The organism is Trinickia symbiotica, from assembly GCF_003028655.1.
Taxonomy (GTDB): Bacteria; Pseudomonadota; Gammaproteobacteria; order Burkholderiales; family Burkholderiaceae; genus Trinickia; species Trinickia symbiotica_A.
Map to the genome: position 1 here is coordinate 1 of NZ_PYUC01000011.1, position 16,518 is coordinate 16,518.

General features: G+C 64.7%; 16 protein-coding genes. 5 read left to right on the forward strand and 11 right to left on the reverse strand.

Annotated features, from left to right (window positions below):
• Positions 1-105: 105 nt before the first annotated feature.
• The 3 genes from C9I57_RS21220 to C9I57_RS21230 all read right to left on the reverse strand — a co-directional run bounded on the left by C9I57_RS21220 (position 106) and on the right by C9I57_RS21230 (position 1,697).
• Positions 106-375, reverse strand: coding sequence for a hypothetical protein (locus C9I57_RS21220; RefSeq protein ID WP_107152614.1), 270 nt, complete (start codon positions 373-375; stop codon positions 106-108).
• Between the two features lie 354 nt (positions 376-729).
• A complete protein-coding gene (locus C9I57_RS21225; protein WP_107152615.1) occupies positions 730-1,206 on the reverse strand; it encodes a DUF4399 domain-containing protein in 477 nt (158 codons plus the stop codon).
• A 68-nt stretch (positions 1,207-1,274) separates the two neighbouring features.
• Positions 1,275-1,697: a DUF4399 domain-containing protein gene (locus C9I57_RS21230; protein ID WP_440130235.1), complete on the reverse strand. Its 423-nt coding sequence runs from the start codon at positions 1,695-1,697 to the stop codon at positions 1,275-1,277.
• 225 nt (positions 1,698-1,922) lie between these two features.
• Between C9I57_RS21230 and C9I57_RS21235 the strand changes: the two genes are divergently transcribed.
• Positions 1,923-3,071: a formylglycine-generating enzyme family protein gene (locus tag C9I57_RS21235; RefSeq protein WP_107152786.1), complete on the forward strand. Its 1,149-nt coding sequence runs from the start codon at positions 1,923-1,925 to the stop codon at positions 3,069-3,071.
• Positions 3,072-3,165: 94 nt separating this feature from the next.
• Here the strand turns inward: C9I57_RS21235 and C9I57_RS21240 are convergent, their stop codons facing one another.
• The 8 genes from C9I57_RS21240 to C9I57_RS21280 all read right to left on the reverse strand — a co-directional run bounded on the left by C9I57_RS21240 (position 3,166) and on the right by C9I57_RS21280 (position 11,830).
• Complete coding sequence (locus C9I57_RS21240) at positions 3,166-4,287, reverse strand: ABC transporter ATP-binding protein (protein ID WP_107152617.1); 1,122 nt, start codon at positions 4,285-4,287, stop codon at positions 3,166-3,168.
• Positions 4,275-5,027 (reverse strand): HAD family hydrolase, encoded by a 753-nt coding sequence (locus C9I57_RS21245; RefSeq protein ID WP_107152618.1) that lies wholly within the window; start codon positions 5,025-5,027, stop codon positions 4,275-4,277. The genes C9I57_RS21240 and C9I57_RS21245 overlap by 13 nt, the downstream gene beginning before the upstream one ends.
• Positions 5,024-5,890 carry a carbohydrate ABC transporter permease gene (locus tag C9I57_RS21250; protein WP_018440828.1) on the reverse strand — a complete coding sequence of 289 codons (867 nt, stop codon included), beginning with the start codon at positions 5,888-5,890 and terminating at the stop codon, positions 5,024-5,026. Before C9I57_RS21250 ends, C9I57_RS21245 begins: the two co-directional genes overlap by 4 nt.
• Positions 5,887-6,825, reverse strand: a complete 939-nt coding sequence (locus tag C9I57_RS21255) for a carbohydrate ABC transporter permease (protein ID WP_107152619.1) — start codon at positions 6,823-6,825, stop codon at positions 5,887-5,889. The genes C9I57_RS21250 and C9I57_RS21255 overlap by 4 nt, the downstream gene beginning before the upstream one ends.
• Positions 6,826-6,964: 139 nt before the next feature.
• Positions 6,965-8,308, reverse strand: coding sequence for an ABC transporter substrate-binding protein (locus C9I57_RS21260; protein ID WP_107152620.1), 1,344 nt, complete (start codon positions 8,306-8,308; stop codon positions 6,965-6,967).
• Positions 8,309-8,477: 169 nt separating this feature from the next.
• Positions 8,478-9,254 carry an L-iditol 2-dehydrogenase gene (locus C9I57_RS21265; protein WP_107152621.1) on the reverse strand — a complete coding sequence of 259 codons (777 nt, stop codon included), beginning with the start codon at positions 9,252-9,254 and terminating at the stop codon, positions 8,478-8,480.
• A 268-nt stretch (positions 9,255-9,522) separates the two neighbouring features.
• Positions 9,523-10,278 (reverse strand): YoaK family protein, encoded by a 756-nt coding sequence (locus C9I57_RS21275; protein ID WP_107152787.1) that lies wholly within the window; start codon positions 10,276-10,278, stop codon positions 9,523-9,525.
• A gap of 115 nt (positions 10,279-10,393) precedes the next feature.
• Positions 10,394-11,830: a xylulokinase gene (locus C9I57_RS21280; RefSeq protein WP_107152623.1), complete on the reverse strand. Its 1,437-nt coding sequence runs from the start codon at positions 11,828-11,830 to the stop codon at positions 10,394-10,396.
• A gap of 339 nt (positions 11,831-12,169) precedes the next feature.
• Between C9I57_RS21280 and C9I57_RS21285 the strand changes: the two genes are divergently transcribed.
• The 4 genes from C9I57_RS21285 (at position 12,170) to cpaB (ending at position 16,434) form a co-directional block, all read left to right on the forward strand.
• Complete coding sequence (locus tag C9I57_RS21285) at positions 12,170-13,978, forward strand: methyl-accepting chemotaxis protein (RefSeq protein ID WP_107152624.1); 1,809 nt, start codon at positions 12,170-12,172, stop codon at positions 13,976-13,978.
• Between the two features lie 595 nt (positions 13,979-14,573).
• The gene (locus C9I57_RS21290) at positions 14,574-14,756 is read left to right on the forward strand and encodes a Flp family type IVb pilin (RefSeq protein WP_018440836.1); all 183 of its coding nucleotides are present in this window, start codon (positions 14,574-14,576) and stop codon (positions 14,754-14,756) included.
• 86 nt (positions 14,757-14,842) lie between these two features.
• Positions 14,843-15,412: an A24 family peptidase gene (locus C9I57_RS21295; RefSeq protein ID WP_107152625.1), complete on the forward strand. Its 570-nt coding sequence runs from the start codon at positions 14,843-14,845 to the stop codon at positions 15,410-15,412.
• Between the two features lie 14 nt (positions 15,413-15,426).
• Entirely contained in the window at positions 15,427-16,434 is a 1,008-nt protein-coding gene (cpaB, locus tag C9I57_RS21300) for a Flp pilus assembly protein CpaB (RefSeq protein ID WP_107152626.1), read from the forward strand.
• Positions 16,435-16,518 lie beyond the last annotated feature (84 nt).

Sequence of the window (16,518 nt, forward strand, 5' to 3'; positions counted from 1 at the left end):
TTGCGCGTGACCGTCGTCGCGACGGGCTCTTTCGGGCCGGGCCGCCGTCAGGTCAGGCGATGTGCCGCCTGACGGACGGCTCGCGGCTCGAGCGCGTGAATGCGATCAGAAGTTGATCGTGTTCTTCGCGCTTTGCGACGGGTTGACCGTCGAGTGGATGCCCGAAGCAAACGCGACATCGTTGCCCGTGTTGTTGACGATGCTGTTCGACTGGCTGATCAGCTGTTGCGCGCTGAAGTTCGTCGTGTCGGTGACATGAACGGGCGAGTAGTACGGCAGCGGCAGCAAATAACCCGTGCCGCCGCGTACGGCGGACATGGCACGGCCGTCGAGTTCTTTGGCGACACCGAGGTCTTCGATCATGAGCGATTTCATGGCAGTTCTCCTGAAGGCAAGTAAAGAAAAGGCTGGGTTTCGAATTGAGCTGCAATGTGTTGCGGGCTCGTGCCTTCTACTGCACAGGGTGTGCCATGCGTGCCCGTGACGATGCACAGCGGCTCGGAATTGCTTGCCAGATAAGGGGCTCAGCGATGACAGGAGCTTTGCGCGTACGCGCGCCGAGGAATACGGCGCATCAGGAGTGATAGCGCGACGCCAACAGTCACAGGACGAGGTGTCGGTGGAGAACCGACATGCCGATGCTGATGCAGATGCTGATGCCGATTGAGATGCGAACGCGCTCGCCGTCGGCACGATGCCGCCGATTGCGGACACTTTTCAGCGCCCGCCTCATTTCACGTAGATCGTGATCTTCTTCGAGAAGACGGGAGGATTGTGCGGAACATGATTCTCATCGCCGAGCAGCAGTTGCAGCGTATGCTTGCCCGGTGGCAACTCGATCGTCGTTTCGGTTTGCCCCGCGCCAAAATGGAGGTGGTTCCGGTCGGACGGGATTCTTTGGTCCATCGGCGGCAGGTCCGTATCGATGAGCAAATGATGATGGCCCGTATTCGGGAACTTCACGCCCGCGGGCGCCACGCCCATGTAGCGAAGCCCGAACCAGACCTTGAACGGCCTGCCGGCCGGCAGCACTTGGCCATCGTTGGGCCAGCCGATATAGACGAGCGCACGCGGATCGGCCGGCGTATCGCCCGCAAAGGCTGGAGCTACCGGGATCGAAATCGCCAGCAGCGTCATTGCAAGCGTTGCTACCGTGAAAGACACGAATCGTGCGGCGATTGCGGAGAAACCGAAACGATGATTCATGACGTGAGCTCCGACATTTCATCAAAGCCTTGCTTGCTCGGGGCGAGGGCGAGGGCTGGGGCGTCCAGTCACTCGATCGTTATCGTGATCTTCTTCGAGTAGACGGGCGGATTGTGAGGGACGTGGTTGTAGTCGCCCATGAGCAACTGCAGCGTATGCTTGCCCGGCGGCAGCTCGATGCGCGCCTCCGTTTCGCCCGCGCCGAAATGCAGATGGTTTCTGTCCGATGGAATCGCCTGGTCCATGGGTGGCAAGTCGGTATCGATCAACACATGATGATGACCCGTGGCAGGCCGGTCCACGCCCTTCGGGCACACGCCCATGTTGGTCAGCCCCATGCGGAGCCAGAACGCGCCCTTGATGCGGGCGCCGTCGTATGGCCAGATGATGTAGACCTGCGCGCCGGGCGGTGAGGGTGTGGGGCCGGCGAACGCAACGCGCGGCGCGACGCCGGCGACCACGCATGCGATGAGCATCGTTCTACGTTGCATGGCCGCCCCCCTTCTCTTCGCGATTTCCCGCATAGCGGTTACGGTCGTCCGGCGCGATCTTTCTGATTCGAGCGGCGTATGCCGACGCTCGATGGGCCGCGACAGGCTAGAACCGTATGCTGGCCCATGCGCATGGGGCGCTACTGCGCGCTGGCGCACAGACTGCGCGTTCTTCCCTGCGCGCAAACTGCTGCTATCGATATCGATGCGGGAACGGGGGTTTCGATGCTGCCAAGACTGCTGTGCATTGCGCTGCTCGCGTCGACGGTCTGCACGGGGGCTGGCCTCGTGCACGCCGGCGTGCTGCCGAAGGACAGCAGCGAGCAGTACGAGATCACGTTCTGGGAGTCGATCAAGGACAGCAACTACGCCGGCGACTACGAGGCCTACCTGAAGGCGTATCCGAATGGTCGTTTCGCGCCGCTCGCGCAAGCGCGCCTCGCTCGCCTGCGCGCCGCCGCGTCGGCGACGTCGCCGACGTCGGCGTCGGCGGGAAAGTCGCCGGCCGCACCAGCGCCCGCAACCGCCGCACCGAATGCGCGACCGGCTCAAACACCGACGCCCGCTGCGAAGGCACCGGCTGCTGCAGCGGCTTCGAGCGCGCCACCCGCCGCGGCGATGGCACCCGCGGCGCCCGGCCCTTCCGCCGCGACGGGCGCGCATGAGATCAAAGATTGCGCCGCCTGCCCGTCGCTCGTCTCGATCGCGCCCGGCAGCTTCGTCATGGGCACGAACGCGGACGATCCTTCTGAGCGGCCGCCTCATCGCGTGACGATCGACCACGCGTTCGCGCTCGCGAAATACGTGATTACCGTCGCGCAATGGAATGCGTGTGTCAACGCGCGTGCATGCGCCCCCCTCGCGAGCGACAACAGTACATCACCCAACGCGCCCGCGCACGATGTCAGTTGGGACGACGCGCAGCAATACGTGGCGTGGCTGAGCAAAACGACGGGCAAGCACTACCGCCTGCCGACCGAAGCCGAATGGGAGTACGCGGCGCGCGGCGGCACGACGACGCGCTACTGGTGGGGCGATGAAATGCGCGCGGGCAAGGTGAACTGCAAGGACTGCGGGCAACCGTGGCACGACGAGGCTCCGGCCGATGTCGGCTCGTTCGCCGCCAATCCGTTCGGTCTCTACGACATGGGGGGCGGTGTCTGGGAATGGGTCAGCGACTGCTGGCACATCTCGTACAAGAACGCGCCGACCGACGGCCGCTCTTGGGACGAGCCCAATTGCCAGTCCCACGTGATTCGCGGCGGCTCTTGGCGCGACGGCGCTTCGTATATGCTCACCGCCACGCGCTTCAAGTACGACAGCGGCGTTCGCTACACGGCGAATGGGTTTCGCGTCGCGCGTGATTTGAAGTGACCAGGAAGGCGATCCGACCATCTGAGTGCGCGCTTGAAGCTTCGGCTGCTCGCGTCAGCTTCATCGCGCACCCGGCGTAATCGTTCGAAGGAAGCTAAGCTGCCGACAGCACCTCGACGATCTTGCGCTCGAATGCGTGTCCTTCCTCGTCGAAGAGATGGCAATGCTCCGGGTCCGCGCCGAGCTTCAGCGCTTCGCCGCGCTCGTGCCGCTCGAGCGGTGGAATGCGCGCGATCAAGCCATCGGCCGCGACAGGCGAATCGGCGTAGAGATAAGCCGCATCGCCGAGCGATTCCACCGCCGTGACGGTCGAAGCCACGCCAAACTCGGCCGCCCCGGCCGCGCGCGTATGGAGGTGCTCGGGCCGAATGCCGACGGCTACACGCGTACCTCTTTGCACGCCGCGCGGCTCGACGGCCACGCGTTGCGTCTCACCGGTCTCGTAGCGAACGAGCACGCCGTCCGCATTCGTGTCTTCGACGACGCCAGAAAGAAAGTTCATCTTAGGCGAGCCGATGAAACCGGCCACGAACCGGTTGGCCGGCGCATGATAAAGACGATTAGGACTGCCGACTTGTTCGACGTTGCCGGCCGACATCACGACGATCTTGTCCGCCAGCGTCATCGCCTCGACCTGATCGTGCGTGACGTAGATCATCGTCGTCTTGAGCTCGTCATGCAGCCGCGCGAACTCGAGCCGCATCTTCACGCGCAGCGCGGCATCGAGGTTCGAGAGCGGCTCGTCGAAGAGGAACACCTTCGGCTTGCGCGTGATCGCCCGCCCGATCGCGACGCGCTGGCGCTGGCCGCCCGAAAGCTGCTTCGGCTTGCGATCGAGCAGGTGATCGATATGGAGGATCTTGGCCGCGTTGCGGACAGCCTCGTCGATCTCGGGCTTTTTCGTGCCGGCGAGCTTGAGCCCGAATGCCATGTTGTCGTAGAGCGACATGTGCGGATAGAGCGCGTACGACTGGAACACCATCGCGATGCCGCGCTTCGCGGGCGGCACTTCGTTCATCCGCGCATTGTCAATCGTGAGATCGCCGGCGCTGATCTCTTCGAGCCCTGCGATCATGCGCAAAAGCGTCGATTTTCCGCAGCCGCTCGGGCCGACGAAGACGACGAATTCACCGTCGGCGATATCGAGGTTGACATTCCTGAGCACCTCGTGCTCGTCGTAGCGCTTCGCAACGCCGCGCAAGGTCACGCTTGCCATGATTCGTCTCCTTTGATGTTCGTTGCCAGGCGCGCGCTTTCGAGCCGCGCCTCGATCCATCGATCGACGAGCGCCGGCAACTCGCGCATATCGTCGAACACATGTTTCGCACCGGCGGTGATGAGCGCTTCGATCTGCGCCCGGGTGGCGTGTCCACCGCCAACGAAGCCTAATACGGGCATGCCCGCCGCCGTCGCGGCCGCCACGCCGGCCACGCTGTCCTCGACGACGAGGCACGCTTCGCGCGCGACACCGAGCGTATCGGCCGCGGCGACATAGACGTCGGGGGCGGGCTTCGGCCGCGCGACGCGATCCGCGCAAAAAAGCCGCTTGCCGAAGAAACGCCCGAGCCCGGTACGCGCAAGCACGGCCTCGACATAGCCGGTATAGCTGTTGCTCGCGCAAGCTTTCGTCAATTCGATCTGCGAGAGCGCTGCCTCGACTCCGTCAACGACAGGCGCTTTGCGCGCCGCCGCCTCCACCGAGCCGCGTATCGCATCGATATCGGCGGCGGCGAGCGTCTTGCCGAGCGCGGCCGCGCTTTCCTCGAGCACGCGCTCGATGCGCAAGCCCAGAAGCGGCAGCACCACAGGCTCGATATCGCTATCGGGCCACCGCGCGCTCAGCTCGCGCACGAGCATGCTCGCCGCGACAGCCTCGCTATCGATGAGGACGCCGTCACAATCGCAAATGAGCAGACGCGGTTCGCGCGATACGTCTTCGCTCGCTTCTCTCGTCATTTGACGGCCCCGAACGTGAGCCCGCGCACGAGCTGCTTCTGCGACAGCCAGCCGACGAGCAGGATCGGCGCGACGGCGAGTAGCGAGGCGGCCGACAGCTTCGCCCAGAAAAGCCCTTCGGGGCTCGAGTACGACGCGATGAACACCGTGAGCGGCGCCGCGGCCGAGCTCGACAGATTGATGCTCCAGAACGCTTCGTTCCACGAAAGAATCACGAGCAGCAACGCCGTCGATGCGAGCCCGGGCAACGCCATCGGCATCAGCAGATAAACGATCTCCTGCCACGTCGCCGCGCCGTCGATGCGCCCTGCTTCGAGAATGTCGCGCGGAATCTCGTTGAAGTACGTGAAGGCCATCCATACCGCGATCGGCAGATTCATCAGCGTATAGACGATGACGAGGCCGGAGACGGTATCGAGCAACCCCACGTCCTTCCAGAGCACATAGATCGGCACGAGCACGCCGACCGACGGCATCATCTTCGTCGAGAGCATCCAGAGCAGCAGCTTTTGCGTGCGGCGCGTCGGAAAGAAGGCCATCGTATAGGCGGCCGGCACGGCGAGCGCCAGGCACAGGACCGTCACGCCGACGGAGATCAGAATCGAGTTGCGCGCGAACGCGAAGTAATCGCTGCGCGCGAAGACCTCGCGGAAGCTGTCGAAGGTCGGCGAGAAGACGAGCGACAACGAGTAGGCATCGCGCTCGGTCTTGAACGCCGTGATCGTCATCCAGAAGATCGGGAAGAAGAGCGCGATCGAGATCAGCCATGCGAGCGCGCCGGGCAGCACGCGCTTGACGGCGCCGAGTGCCGGCACCGTGATGTGCACGGGCGGGCGCGCGACAGGCACGGTCGGATTGCTCATTTTTCATACTCCCCTTTCAAGTTCTTCGCGAGCATGCGCACGAGGAAGAACGCCACGATGTTCGCGAGCACCACCGCGAGAATCCCGCCCGCCGATGCGAGGCCGACATCGAACTGCTGCAGGCCCAGCGCGTAGATCAGGTACGAGAGGATCGTCGTGGCGTTGCCGGGCCCGCCCGAGGTCGTCGTATAGATCTCGGCGAAGATCGACAGCAGGAAAATCGTCTCCATCATGACGACGACGGCGATCGCGCGCCTCAGGTGCGGCAGCGTGATATAGAAGAACATCGACAACGGTCCCGCGCCGTCGATGCGCGCGGCTTCCTTTTGCTCCTCGTCGAGCGACTGGATCGCCGTGAACAGGATGAGGAAGGCGAACGGCAGCCATTGCCAGGCGACGATGACGACGATCGCCGAGAGCGGATAGGTGGCGAACCAGTCGATCGGTCGCAACCCGAGCCCACGCATCGCGGCCGCAACGATCCCGTAGACCGGATGCAGCATCATGTTCTTCCAGATCAGCGCGCTGACGGTCGGCATGACGAAGAACGGTGCGATGGCGAGAAGCCGCGCGATACCCTGCCCGACGAATTTGCGATCGAAGAGGACCGCCATGAGGACGCCGCCGACCACCGTGATGACGAGCACCCACCCGATCAGTTCGAGCGTATGGATGATCGACGGCGCGAACGACGGATCGGTGATCAGGTAGACGTAGTTGTTCCAGCCGGCGAAGCCTTTTTCGTCGGGATTGAGCAGGTTGTAGCGCGAGAACGAATACCAGATCGTCATCGCGAGCGGTATCGTCATCCAGAGCACGAGGAGGGCGACCGAGGGGGCGGCGAGCCAGCGCGTCGCTCCGGCGCGCCGCTCGGGGGTCGGCAGAGCGGCTTCGTGCGCCCCTCCGTGCGTGAGCGGTAAATGAAGATGTCGCATCGTTACGGCCTCCTGATCCCTGTCACCTCGTTACATCGATGAGCGGGCCACCTGCCGCGAAGCCGTAAGCCGCACGACATTCAAGCGGACCGCTGGAACGAGGCGATGCGTGAGGTAAGCATCGCCTCGTCGGCCGGCTTTACTTCTGATAGCCGGCCTGCTTCACGGCGCGATTGGCCGTGGCATTGCCCGCGGCCAGCGCTTGATCGACCGACATCTGACCCGCCAGCGCGCCGGCGATGCTCTGTCCGACCACGGTCCCGAACGACTGGAATTCAGGAATGCCGACGAACTGCACGCCCGTGTACGGGACCGGCTTCTCCGTCGGGTGGTTCGGGTCGGCGGTCTTGATCGCGTTCTCGACGAATTCGGCGAACGGCGCGGCCTGCTTGTACTCGGGACGGTTATAGGTCGACTCGCGCGTGCCGGGCGGCACCGACGCCCATCCTTCGTCTTTGGCGACGAGCTCGATGTAGGGCTTGCCCGTCGCCCATTCGATGAACTTCTTCGCGTCGTCCTGCTTCTTCGATGTCTTCGGGATCGCAAGCGCCCATGCCCAAAGCCAGTGCGAGCCCTTAGGCGTGACTTCCGTCGGTGCGGCGGCAAATCCGATCTTGTCCGCCACCTGCGACTGACTCTTGTTATAAAGCATCCCGGCCGCGACCGTGGCATCGATCCACATCGCGCACTTGCCCGAGGACATCAAGGTGAGGTTTTCGTTGAAACCGTTCGAGCTCGCTCCGGGCGGGCCGTCTTTCTTCATCAGGTCGATATAGGAGGTGACTGCCTTTTTCCATTCGGGCGTGGTCAACTGCGCGTCCCATTTGTCGTCGAACCAGCGGCCGCCATAGGTGTTCACGCGCGTCGTCAGATAGGCCATGTTCTCACCCCAGCCCGCCTTCCCGCGCAAGCAGATGCCATAGACGCCGGCCGACTTGTCGGTCAGCTTGTCGGCGAACTCGGCGATCTGGTCGTAGGTTGGCTTCGACGGCATCGTGAGGCCTTTGGCCTTGAAAAGATCCGTGCGATAGAACGTCATCGAGCTTTCGGCGTAGAACGGCAGGGCATAGAGCATGCCGTTGTACGAGAGGCTGTCTCGCACGGGCTTCATGACGTCGTTCACGTCATAGTCGGCGGGCAGATTCGACATCGGCGAAAGCCAGCCGCGCTTGCCCCACTGGGGCGCCTCGTAGGCGCCGATCATCATCACGTCGAACTGGCCGCTGCCGGTCGTGATGTCGGTCGTCGCGCGCTGGCGCAGCACGTTCTCTTCGAGCACGACCCAGTTCAGCTTGATGTCCGGATTGCTCTTTTCGAAATCGGACGAGAGCTTCTTCATCTCGATCATGTCGGGGTTGTTCACCACCGCGATCGTGATCGTCGCAGCCATTGCGTTCGCGGCGCCTCCTGCCGCGCAGGCCAGCGCTGCCGTGGCGATCGCACGGCGCGCGAAACGACGGGGGGAACCGAGGTTGGATTGCATGCATGCCTCCCGCCGGGCCGCCCCAAGGGAGGCATGAGCCCCCTCGGGGGGCAGCGAGCGATAGAGAGCGTGGGGGTCGTCCATAACTTGTCTCCTTCTCTTGTTCGTTGTACGGAACTGCGGGATAGAGCGCTGCGTGTCGCATATCCCCGCACGCAGCGCCGAACGACTAGCTCATCCAGTTGCCGCCGTCGACGTTGAGCGTCTGAGCGGTGATGTAGTCGGCATCGGACGAAGCGAGAAAAACCGCCGCGCCCGTCAGATCGGCCGGCACGCCCATGCGGCCGAGCGGCACGGCTTCGCCCACGAGTCGCTTTTTTTCGCCGAGCGGGCGCCCCTCGTAGCGGGCGAAAAGCGCATCGACCTGCTCCCACATCGGCGTATCGATCACGCCCGGCGCGATGCCATTCACGTTGATCTTGTGGGGCGCGAGCGCGAGCGCGGCCGATTGCGTGTAGCTTAGGACAGCCGCCTTCGTTGCGCAGTAATGCGAAACGAGCGCCTCGCCGCGACGGCCGGCCTGCGACGACATATTGACGATCTTGCCGCCGCGGCCCGCTTCGACCATATGCCGCGCGACGGCCTGCATCATGAAGAACATACCCTTTACGTTGACGGCGAAGAGCTTGTCGAAGATGTCCCAGGATTCGTCGAGGAGCGGCCGCATATCGAAGATAGCCGCATTGTTGAAGAGGATGTCGATCTGCCCGAAGCGCTCGACGCTCGAGGCGATGATGCGCTCGATATCCGTACGTTGCGTGATATCGGCGGAAATGGCGTGGACACGCTCCGCGTAACGGCGGGCGAGCGGCTGCGCGTAGGCATCCGCCGGCTTCACGTCGACGAGCACGCATTTCGCGCCCTCCTCCAGATAGCGTTGCGCGACCGCTTCGCCGATACCGCTCCCGGCGCCGGTCAGGATCGCCACTTTGTCGTGCAATTTCACGAACCGTCTCCGCTGGGTGATCAATTGACCCGTTTTTATGCTTGTGAACTAACGCTCATTGAGAGAGCATTTGCTCGTGTCGTGATCGAATGATCGGATACGCGCCCGGGACTGTCAAGGCGGGGAAAACCACTTTTTATGGTGCGCTGCCGCATGCCGGGCAAGTCGGCAACGCGGGGGCGAAATCGGGGACGGCGTCAGCTGAGCTCGAGATGGTCCGCATTTGCGCGTGCATGGGGCCGCCACGCGAAGCGCAACGTCGTGGCCCCTAGCGCTGCTGCCCCAGCATGTCGTCGATCAACGGCACGGCCGCGAGCGCGACCAGCACCGTCGCAAGCGGAACGGTCGAGACGAAGCCGAGATGCTTGAAGCCGAGCGCGCCGGCCAAACCGCCGACGAGGAACGACGCGAGCAGCGAGGCCAGCAACGCGAGCCGCTGCCGATCGCACCGCACGAACGCCGAATCTCGCATCGGCCCATTGGGTGGGCCGTTCCAGTAGACGAGCCGGCCGAGTTCGATGCCGATGTCGGTCACGAGCCCCGTCATGTGCGTCGTACGAATCTCGGCCTTCGAGATCTTCGTGATCATCGCGTTTTGCAAACCCATCACATAGCAGAGCAGCGCCACCGTCGCGGGCACGAAAAGAATGCGATGGGCCTCGAGATTCGAGCCGAGGAGTCCGAAGCAAATCAGCAGGGCAGCCTCGAGGACGAGCGGCAACGCGTAATGGCTACGCAGTTCGCGGCGCCTGCCCCAATTGATCAGGATCGCCGACGTCGCGGCCCCGAGGATGAACGAAACCAGCGATGCCAAGCCCGCCCCAGCCATCCCGAGGCTGCCGAGCGCGAGATTGTCGGCGAGCGAGGAGACGATCCCCGACATATGCGACGTGTATTGACCGACCGCGAGAAAGCCGCCGGCATTGGCGGCACCGGCGACGAAAGCGAGCGACCGACCGAGACGGCGGTTTGCCTCGTCGGTGCGCTCAGGCACGGTGAAACCGCGAAGGTATTGGATAGGCATGCCGATCGGTCCGTCGTTCTCCGGGCATTCGAAGCGCAATCGCCGAAATTGCTCGGAGAAACGCGTCAGATCGTAGCACCTAACGCGGCGTTTCGCTTAGGCGACGCCGATTGACTCATGTCGCCGCGTGAGTCCGGAACCAGGGTTCAGCGCGCTCATAAAGCGCCAGGAACCGCGCATACCGACCAGCGACGGCCGCATCGCCGCTCGGTCCGGCGACTCGCTCAGCCGGCGGCGCGAGCGCCGGCAGGTCGGCCTCGCGCCAATGGCCGCGCGAGAGCCCGGCGATCAGTGCCGCGCCGCGCGCGCCGACGTTCGGGCAGGCCAGCGCCTCGAGTTCCGCGTCGAGCACGTCGGCCAACAATTGACGCCAGCGCGCATCGATGGAGCCGCCGCCCGCGAGGCGCAACGTGCGGACATTTGCCGCACCGGTGCGAATAGCGTCGAGCCCCGCCCGCAACGAGAACGCCACGCCTTCGAACGCCGCACGCATCAAGGTGCCTCGTGTATCGGCGAGGCTGAGTCCCAACCATCCGCCGCGCGCATCGGGGTTCATCCATGGCGAACGCTCGCCGCTCAGATACGGCAGGAACGTCGGTGCGGCCTCGCCGAGATCGGTTTCGAATGCGGCGTCGTATGCCGCGGGCCAGCTGGGAAACGAGAGCCAAGAGCGGACCGTTTCCAGCGCCACGCCCACGTTCTGCATCGCCGCCATGCGATACCACGCACCCGTCGCCGTGCGATAGCGATGGAGACCGCGCGCGGGTGACGGCTCGCTCGAGGACAGCACGACGATCTGCCCGCCGCTGCCGGTAGTGAGGAGCGCGTCGCCCTCGCGCGACAATCCGCTTCCTAGCGCCGCGCTCGCCGTATCGGCCGCTCCCGTCGCGAGCGGGATGCCAGCGCGCAGTCCGAGCGCGCGTGCCGCTTCCGCCGATAGCGAGCCGGCTTCCCCGTACGAATGGGGAGCGACCTCAGCGAACCATGCGCGCGGCAAGCCTAGCGCCTCGATCAATGCCGCGTCCCATGCGCCCGAGGCGTCGGCCAGCGCCGTCGCGCACGCGTCCGATGGATCCGTTACGACTTCACCGCCGAGCGCGACGCGCAGCCAGTCCTTCGGTTGAAGCGCCCAGCGCGTCGCCTCGGCCGTGCGCGGCTCGTTCGCGACGATCCAGCGCAGGATCGGGCCCGCCATCCCCGGTGCGACCGGATTCGGTTGCGGCTCGCGCCACGCCTCGAGCCAACTGGCCGCGCGCGTATCGGGCCAGAGGATCGCCGGTCGCAGCGCTTGCCCGGCGTCATCGACGAGGACGACGCCGTGCATCTGCCCCGCGATGCCGATCGCGTCAACGGCCTGTCGCTCTTCGACCGGCAAGCGCGCGGCCGCTTCCACCAGCGCCCGCCACCAGTCGCCGACATTCGTTTGTGCCCAGCCAGGATGCGGCGTGTCGACGGCATAAGCGGCGCCCGCGGACGCCACCTCGTGTCCGTCGCCATCGAGGATAGCGAGTTTCAGCGAAGCGGTGCCGAGGTCGATCCCGAGAAAGCGCATGGTGGTGGCCAATAATCTGATGAAAGAAGGGACGCTCGTGATTCGCTGAGTGCGTCAGCTCACGCGCGCAAGCGCTGCGGCCGACGAACCGTTGTATCGAATCATAAGGGAGTGCTTCCTGAAGCACGAAGCTGTCGGCACGCGATGCACCCAGACGCGGCCGCTGGGGCGCGCAGTCCTTTCTCTCGTCAACCTCAAGTCAGCGTGTTTTCTGCCGTAGTCCGTAACGTAGTTGCTTTGACCCGATATCAACCGTGACCAGTCCGATCGGCGCCGAGTTGCCGAACGAGGCGGCTTGATTCCCTACACCCTCGCTCTAATTCGAATCGACATCCCAACATGATCGTTTCACTCCGTAGCCGCATCCTGATCATTTCATCGGCCACCGTCATCGGTGCGCTTGCCGTATCGGGCACCGCCACCTACCTCACCGTGCGCGCCAATACGATCGACACGATCGAGCAGAATCTTGTCGCAATCTCGAGCGCCAATACACTCGCCATCGACAAATGGGTCGCGGCGAAAGCGCTGGCCGTGCGCACGACCGCCGATGCGGTCGAGCACGGCGACCCGCAGGGCTTCGTCAAGCTCATGGGCGCGGCCGACGGCTTTCCGATCACGACGGTCGGGTGGACGGACAAGACGTTTTTGTCGACGAGCGCCACGACGCCCAAGGACTACGATCCCACCGCGCGCCCCTGGTACAAGGAAGCCGTCGCGGCCGGAAAACTCATCGTCACAAAGCCGTACGGCGATGCATCGACGGGCGTTCCCTACGTCTCCTTCGCGGCGCCGATGATTCGCAACGGCGAGACGACCGGCGCGCTGAGCGGCGCGGTGCCTCTCGACGGCGTGCGCGAGATCGTCGCGGCGGTGCACCCCACGCCGTCGAGTCTCGCGTTCGTAGTGGCGCGCGACGGTCAGGTCATCGCGTATCCGGATGCGAAGCTAATGCTGAAGCCGGTCACGGATGTGTCGGCGGCACTCACGTCCGATGAGCTCACATCGCTCGCGAACGCAACGGCGCCGATCGAAGTCGAGCTCGGCGGGGCGCCGAAGCTGCTGAAGGCCAAAGCGGTCGAAGGCACCAACTGGTACCTCGTCATCGCGCTCGACAAAGCGGAAGCGACGGCCGGCCTCAGGCACGTGCTGCAGACGCTCGGCGTGGCCTTGGTGTTGCTCACGCTCGCGGCCGTCGGCGCCGCCGCGTTCCTGACCTCTCAGTCGTTCCGCGGCCTGTCGCGCGTGCGCGACGCGATGGCGACGATCGCCTCGGGCAGCGGCGATCTGACGCATCGGCTGCCCGCGTCGGGCGGCGACGAAGTGGCGCAGATCTCGGCATCGTTCAACGCATTCGTCGAGAAGATTGCCAACGTGCTGCACGATGTGCGCGCCGGTGTCGAGAACATGAAGATCGCGACCGGCGAAATCGAAATGGGCAATCGCGACTTGTCGCAGCGCACGGAAACGTCGGCCAGCAACCTGCAAACGACGTCGGCCGCGCTCACGCAGCTGACGGCGAGCGTCAAGCAATCGGCCGAAGCGGCGATGCAGGCCGCCCGGCTCGCGACGTCGGCCAGCGACGCGGCCGCCCGCGGCGGTGAAGTGGTGACGAGCGCCGTCAGCACGATGGACGAGATCAGCCAGTCTTCGTCGCGCATCAGCGAAATCATCGGTGTCATCGACGGCATCGCCTTTCAGACCAACATCCTCGCGTTGAACGCCGCCGTCGAAGCGGCGCGCGCCGGCGAAAACGGCCGCGGCTTCGCGGTCGTCGCCGGCGAAGTGCGCACGCTGGCTCAGCGCAGCGCCACCGCGGCGCGCGAAATCAAAGATCTGATTCAGTCGTCGGCATCGAGCGTCGCAACGGGCACTCAGCGCGTGCAGGCCGCGGGTGCCGCAATGCACGAGATCGTCGAGAGCATCGAGCGCGTGAACCGCATCATCGCCGAAATCGATGGCGCCATGAACGAGCAAAGCGCGGGGATCAGCCAGATCGATCAGAGCGTCGCCGAGATGGATCACGCCACCCAGCAAAACGCCGCGCTCGTCGAGCAGTCGACGGCCGCATCGGCCACGCTCAACGAGCAGGCACACGGGCTCGCCCGTATCGTCGGCCTCTTCAGGCTGCGCCGCGCCGATGTTTGAGCGATGAGCGCAAAGAGCGCCGCCGCGACAGCGGCGCTCTTTGCCGGCGTTCCGATCATCCCAACGGCGCCCCGCCAAACGACAATCGTCAATTGACAGCCGACTTCGCGCAGTAGCGAGCCCCTCCCGTGCCATCGCGTCGATCGTTCGGAGTCCGAAGCTTCTTCGCGGACATAGTTAGCAGTCCGAATAATCTTATTAGTAGTACTACCGACGCTCGAATTCCCCCTTGACGGGCATTAGGGGTATACCTGGATCGCCCAGAGCGACGGCGGCTGGCAAAAGGCGTCCGCCCATTCCCCGGAAACTTAGGAATCCCAAGCATTTGCCGGAATGTTTAGGCCTCCGAACTATCGTTCGACGGGCATTCTTCATATGTTACCAAGCGAAGAAATGACGCATTTTCCCTGCTCATTTCGACGCTTTGCGTTGCTGGCTTCGTCGATAAGCTTTTTATGCGCAGTTGTCGGTAGTTGTCCTTATCCGACTAGCGCAAACGTTTGCCGTAAACACGTTCGAGAGGCGAAATGGTTCCCTCTCGGTCTTGCCAAAGCGGCGCTGCGGCCGACTTCGGCTTACTTCAAGGAGTCATTCCATGCTGCGTTTTATTAGTTCCCTCTCGCGCGACGAGCGCGGCGTCAGCTCTCTCGAGTATGCGATTCTGGCCGGCATCGTCGTGGTCGCGCTCGTTTCGGTAGGTACCGTCATCCAGAGCGGTACAAGCGGTATCCCATCGCTTTTCACGGCGCTGATGACCAAGATCACGGGCGCCATTTAATCGATCGGCCGACGAAGTGTCCGGCCTGCGCCGAGCGTCAGGCCGACACTCCTCTTTCTCACGCGTTCGGTGCCAGAGGTCATCTTATGGATCCGGTCAAAGCCGCAGCTTGCGCATTACTCGCCATGCTGGCCGTGTCCGATCTGCGATCGCGTCGCCTGCCTAACGCGTGGGTAGCCGGCCTCGCCGCGCTGTATCTGGCCGAAGCCGCAATGAGCGGCGGCGCCTGGCGTTCACTCGCGATACATGCGGCCGCGGCCGCGCTCTCATTCATTCTGGCCGCTCTGCTCGTTCGTTTGGGCTGGCTTGCCGGCGGCGACGCGAAACTCGCCGCAGCCGTCTTTTTCTGGTGCGGGCCGACTGATGCGATTCCCGTGCTCGTCATCGTCTCTACCTGCGGCACGCTCGTCGCGCTCTCGATGCTGATCGCCAGTGCGCTGGTGCGCCGCCGCGTGTCGGTGCGCGGCGCGAGCGAGCGTGCTGCATGGCTCTCGCCCGAAAGCGGCGTGCCGTATGGCGTCGCGCTTGCGCTTGGCGGGATCGCCGCCGTGCTGGCTCAGCCTTCATTGCACGATCGTGCCGCGCTCGCCTTGCTCGAGCTCGCGCCTGATCGATGCGCGTGGCTGGCCCTCGGCCTTCACGCACCGCTGGCCTGAGGCCGAGGCCGCCTATGCAGAACTTCCTTAAACTCGCCGCGCTCGTCGCCATTGCCGCGATCGGCGCTTTCGTCATTCGCGCGCTCTTCGTCGCGGCCTCGCGCCCCGGCCCCGCATCGCCGGCTTCCGTGGTCCACGTGCGAGCCGCCGCCGCCGATCTGCCGGATGGCTTGCTGTTGCGCGACGCCGACCTCGTCTGGAAACCGATGCCGCGCAGCCAGGTGCCGGCCGGTGCGCTCGTGCAAGGTCAACCCGACGCCGCCGGCGACGACGATCTCAAAGGCGACCTGTTGCGCCATGCCGTGCACGCCGACACGCCGCTCGGAGCGGCCGACGTCATTTCGCCGAGCGCGCCGGGCTTCCTCGCCGCCGCGCTGAAACCCGGCATGCGCGCGATCTCGGTGGCCGTCGACGACGTATCGGGCAATGCCGGACTGATCCAGCCCGGCGATTACGTCGACGTGCTGCTCACGCAACAGATCCGCGGTGACGGCGGCGTCAACGTGCCGCCCGCGCATGCGGTCGAATCCGAGACCGTGGCCGAGCGTGTGCGCGTGCTCGCGGTCGGCTCGGCATTCCGGCGCCCCAAAGACGACGCCGCCGCGCCGAATACGAGCGCGCGCACGGCCACGTTCGAAGTGACGCCGCATAGCGCCCAAGCGATCACCGTCGCCGCGCACCTCGGCTCGCTCTCGCTCGCGTTGCGCAGCTTCGCCACGCGCGACCGGCATGCATCAGACGCCGAGGATCTCGCTCAAACGCGAACGGCGCCAGTCTGGGCCGGCGATGTCTCGCCCGCGCTGCGCACGGTCGCGCCCGCGCCGACGCCCGGCAGAACCGCTACGCCAACCGTTGCCCCTCAGGTCATCATTTATCGCGGCTCGACGGTAGGCGACTCCAACAACGACAAAACATCCGTGAGCGGTTCCACCGGCACACCGGGCCTCCCGCCGCTACCGCCCGGCACGCCGGCAGCTGCGCCGGGGCCCGCGCCAGGCGCACCTGTTAAGCCCGCGGCATAGGATCAAAAATGCGACGCCCCACTCGCGCCCCTTCGCACACGCGCCAGATCGGCTCGACGCCGCAGCGGTCCCTCGCTGGGCGTC